The sequence below is a fragment of the Spirillospora sp. NPDC049652 genome, from assembly GCF_040675125.1.
GTDB lineage: Bacteria > Actinomycetota > Actinomycetes > Streptosporangiales > Streptosporangiaceae > Spirillospora.
The window spans coordinates 1-3,015 of the sequence record NZ_JBFAOF010000884.1 but is presented as its reverse complement, the minus strand read 5'-3'; the positions used below and the strand labels follow the sequence as shown (position 1 = coordinate 3,015).

Below are 3,015 nucleotides of genomic sequence, written 5' to 3'. Positions count from 1 at the left end.
CCGGCGCCGACCGGCTCAGCGTTCCCCTGCCCGGCGGCGTCTTCCGGCTCGCCGACGTGGTCCGCGAACTCGACCGCGCCGGTGTCGCCGCCGCCGACGTCCGACTGCGGCGTCCCACCCTCGACGAGGTTTTCCTCCGCCTCACCGACTCCAAGGAGAGCGTCCGATGACCACCGCCACCCCCGCGGCCACCGGCCACAACCCCACGGCCGCCGCCACCACCGCCATGGGACGCCTGCGCTGGACGATCGGCGACGGGCTGACCCTCGTCGCGCGCGAACTCGCGCGCCTGAAGGCGGAACCCGGTCAGATCGTCGCCGCGCTGATCTTCCCCGTCGTCATGGTCGTGCTGTTCGGCTACGTCTTCGGCAGCGCCATCCGGGTGCCGGGCGGCGGCGACTACCGCGAGTACCTGATGCCCGGACTGTTCGCGATGGTGTGCTTCACCGCCGTCCAGGGAGTCATGGGGCGGACGGCCGCCGACGCGTCCCAGGGGGTGATGGACCGGTTCCGCTCCATGCCGACCTCCCGGCTCGCCGTTCCCTTCGGGCAGACCGGGGCCGACGCCGTCGTCGGCCTGCCCCTGCTCGCGATCATGGTGGCGACGGGCCTGGCGGTCGGCTGGCGGCCGCATCGCGGCGTGGTCCTCACCACCGAGGCGTTCCTGCTGATCGTCCTGCTGCGGTACGCGCTGGCCTGGGTCGGCGCCCAGCTGGGCCTGGCGGTGCGGAACGAGCAGACGGTGGCCCAGCTCGCGCCGCTGTTCCTGCCGGTCACGATGCTGTCCAACGCCTTCGTCCCCACGGACGGCATGCCCGCCTGGCTGCGTTTCGTGGCCGACTGGAACCCGGTGAGCGCGATCACCGCCGCCTCGCGCGACCTGTTCGGGAACCCGGGCGCGAGTCCGGCGCACCCGGCCTGGCCGATGGAGCATCCGGTGACCGCGGTCCTGCTCTGGTCGGTGACGCTGCTGGTCGTGTTCGTGCCGCTGGCGGTGCGCGGCTACGCCCGCTCAGGGCGCTGAGGGACGGCCGTACCGCGTGGGACGCCCGAGAAGACGAAAAAGCCCCAGGGGGAGGACCGGTGGTCCTGACCTGGGGTGGGTGGTGGGCGATACTGGGATTGAACCAGTGACCTCTACCGTGTCAAGGTAGCGCTCTCCCACTGAGCTAATCGCCCGAGCTCGTGCTCGCGGAGGGTGCACGGCGCAGAGGTGGAGACGGGATTTGAACCCGTGTACACGGCTTTGCAGGCCGTTGCCTCGCCTCTCGGCCACTCCACCAGAGCGAGACCGGCGTACGGCCTGCCTCTCAGAGCGGAAGACGGGATTCGAACCCGCGACCCTCACCTTGGCAAGGTGATGCTCTACCACTGAGCCACTTCCGCGCGTCCTCCGGGTTCCCCCGGCGACGTCGTTAACTTTAGCGGAACTCTGAAGCCGATGCCCACTCGACGCCTCGAACGGCGTGCCCGAGGCGGCCCGGCGGGGCTTGACGGCGCCCGCGCGCCCACGGACTCAAGACCATGCCGCGTGGACGCAAAAGCCCGTCGCCCGCGCTGAAAGCGCGCACGCGGCGGGTCAAGCGGGGGTGGACTCCGGGTCCGCCGCGGAGGCCAGGGTGCGGGACAGGGCGGAGGTGAGGGTGGACTCGCTGTGCAGGTCGTCCCAGAAGGCCAGGTCCTCGTCCTCCTTGAGGTGGGCGATGCGGCCCCAGAACTCGCGGTCCTCGGCCTGGTGGGCGGCGGCGAGGGAGAGGGCGGGCATGACCGTGGTCTCGGAGGCGGCGGCGTCCAGGTCGGCGGGGGTGACGTCGGCGGGGAGTGCGACCGGGGTGGCCGGACGGTGGTGCTTGCCCCGCTTGCGGACGCGGATGGGCGCGCGGTCCGGAGCCAGTTCGGCGGCGCGGGCGGCGGCGGCCTTCCCGGCGCTGAGCGCGACCGTGCCGCACAGGATGAGCGCCAGGACGCCGCCCATCACGGCCTCCTGGGCGGGAAGCCCGCCGTCGTGGTCATGGTCGGAGGCCGGAACCGGACGGTGCCGCGCCGCCGGGGCGGACGCGTCGTACGCGGCCCCGATGCTCTGCACCGGCGCCGGGGGAGCGGCGTGCTTGGGCGCGTGCCGCTCGGTGACCTTGACCTTGCCCGGGTAGCCGTAGCCGACGACCTTGCCGTCGTCGCAGCGGGTGTGCCGGATGAGCTGCCCGCCGTCGGTGTTGCCCTCGATCGTGTGCAGGCAGTCGCCGTCGACCGACTCGACCAGGCCGACGTGGTCGATCTGGTCGAGGTCGCCGCTGCCGGACCAGTCGAAGAAGACCAGCGCCCCGGCCTCGGGGGTGTGCCCGAACGCGTTCTGCTTCTGGAACCACTTCGCGTGGTCGATGGTGGAGGCGAACTGGCCGGCCTGCTGGGCGACCCCGGCCTGCTGGGCGGCCCAGGCGAGGAACATGTCGCACCAGGGGGCGGTGGAGAAGTAGGAGTCGTGGTCGCCGTCGACGGTCTTGCGGTACCACTCCCCGTACTTGGAGTAGCCGTCGCCCTTGGCCTGATAGCCGAGCTGCTTGCGGGCGACGTCCAGCAACTTCCCGCCGATGGGGTCCATTACGCTCCAAGGTCACACGATGATCTCGAAGGAATGTAGCCAACATAACTTCGGAGCCGCAAGCAGTTCGGGCGGAAACGGCCATCCTGGGCTATCTGGGTGGGGTCGGCGGTGACTACGTCAGGAGTAGCCCCTCGGGAGGACCGTCACCGGGCAGGAGGCCGCCCGCAGTACCTTGAGCGCCGTTTCTCCCAGGAAGACCTGATGTGCGGACGCGTCCTCGGAACTAGCCAGAACGAGTAGTTCCCCCTCTGGCCACCCCGCGTCGGCCAGCGCTTCGGCCACGTCGTCGCCCTCGGCCAGTTCGGCCGTCACCGACTCGGCGGGCAGGCCGGACGACTTCTGCGCGTGGCGGATGGCCAGGGCGAGGTCGTCGCGCAGCCGTCCGCGCGGCTCGTCGTCGCCGACCACCAGCG

General features: G+C 71.4%; 3 protein-coding genes and 3 tRNA genes. 1 reads left to right on the top strand and 5 read right to left on the bottom strand.

What is annotated here, in order from left to right; genetic code table 11:
- The first annotated feature begins 166 nt into the window (after nt 1–166).
- The gene (locus tag AB0J52_RS34340) at nt 167–1,024 is read left to right on the top strand and encodes an ABC transporter permease (protein WP_500187058.1); all 858 of its coding nucleotides are present in this window, start codon (nt 167–169) and stop codon (nt 1,022–1,024) included.
- Between the two features lie 80 nt (nt 1,025–1,104).
- Here the strand turns inward: AB0J52_RS34340 and AB0J52_RS34335 are convergent.
- The 5 genes from AB0J52_RS34335 to AB0J52_RS34315 all read right to left on the bottom strand — a co-directional run.
- Nucleotides 1,105–1,179 (bottom strand) — tRNA-Val (locus AB0J52_RS34335).
- Between the two features lie 32 nt (nt 1,180–1,211).
- A tRNA-Cys gene (locus AB0J52_RS34330) sits at nt 1,212–1,282 on the bottom strand.
- Between the two features lie 32 nt (nt 1,283–1,314).
- Nucleotides 1,315–1,386: transfer RNA gene (locus AB0J52_RS34325), tRNA-Gly, on the bottom strand.
- Between the two features lie 193 nt (nt 1,387–1,579).
- Nucleotides 1,580–2,599, bottom strand: coding sequence for a CHAP domain-containing protein (locus AB0J52_RS34320; RefSeq protein WP_500187057.1), 1,020 nt, complete (start codon nt 2,597–2,599; stop codon nt 1,580–1,582).
- Nucleotides 2,600–2,719: 120 nt separating this feature from the next.
- On the bottom strand, nt 2,720–3,015 hold a 296-nt coding region (locus AB0J52_RS34315), incomplete at its 5' end, for a universal stress protein (protein ID WP_500187056.1).

Excerpts from the sequence above, each read along its gene's own strand:
- AB0J52_RS34340 (WP_500187058.1), top strand. The coding sequence starts at position 167 with ATGACCACCGCCACCCCCGCGGCCACCGGCCACAACCCCACGGCCGCC.
- AB0J52_RS34320 (WP_500187057.1), bottom strand. The coding sequence starts at position 2,599 with ATGGACCCCATCGGCGGGAAGTTGCTGGACGTCGCCCGCAAGCAGCTC.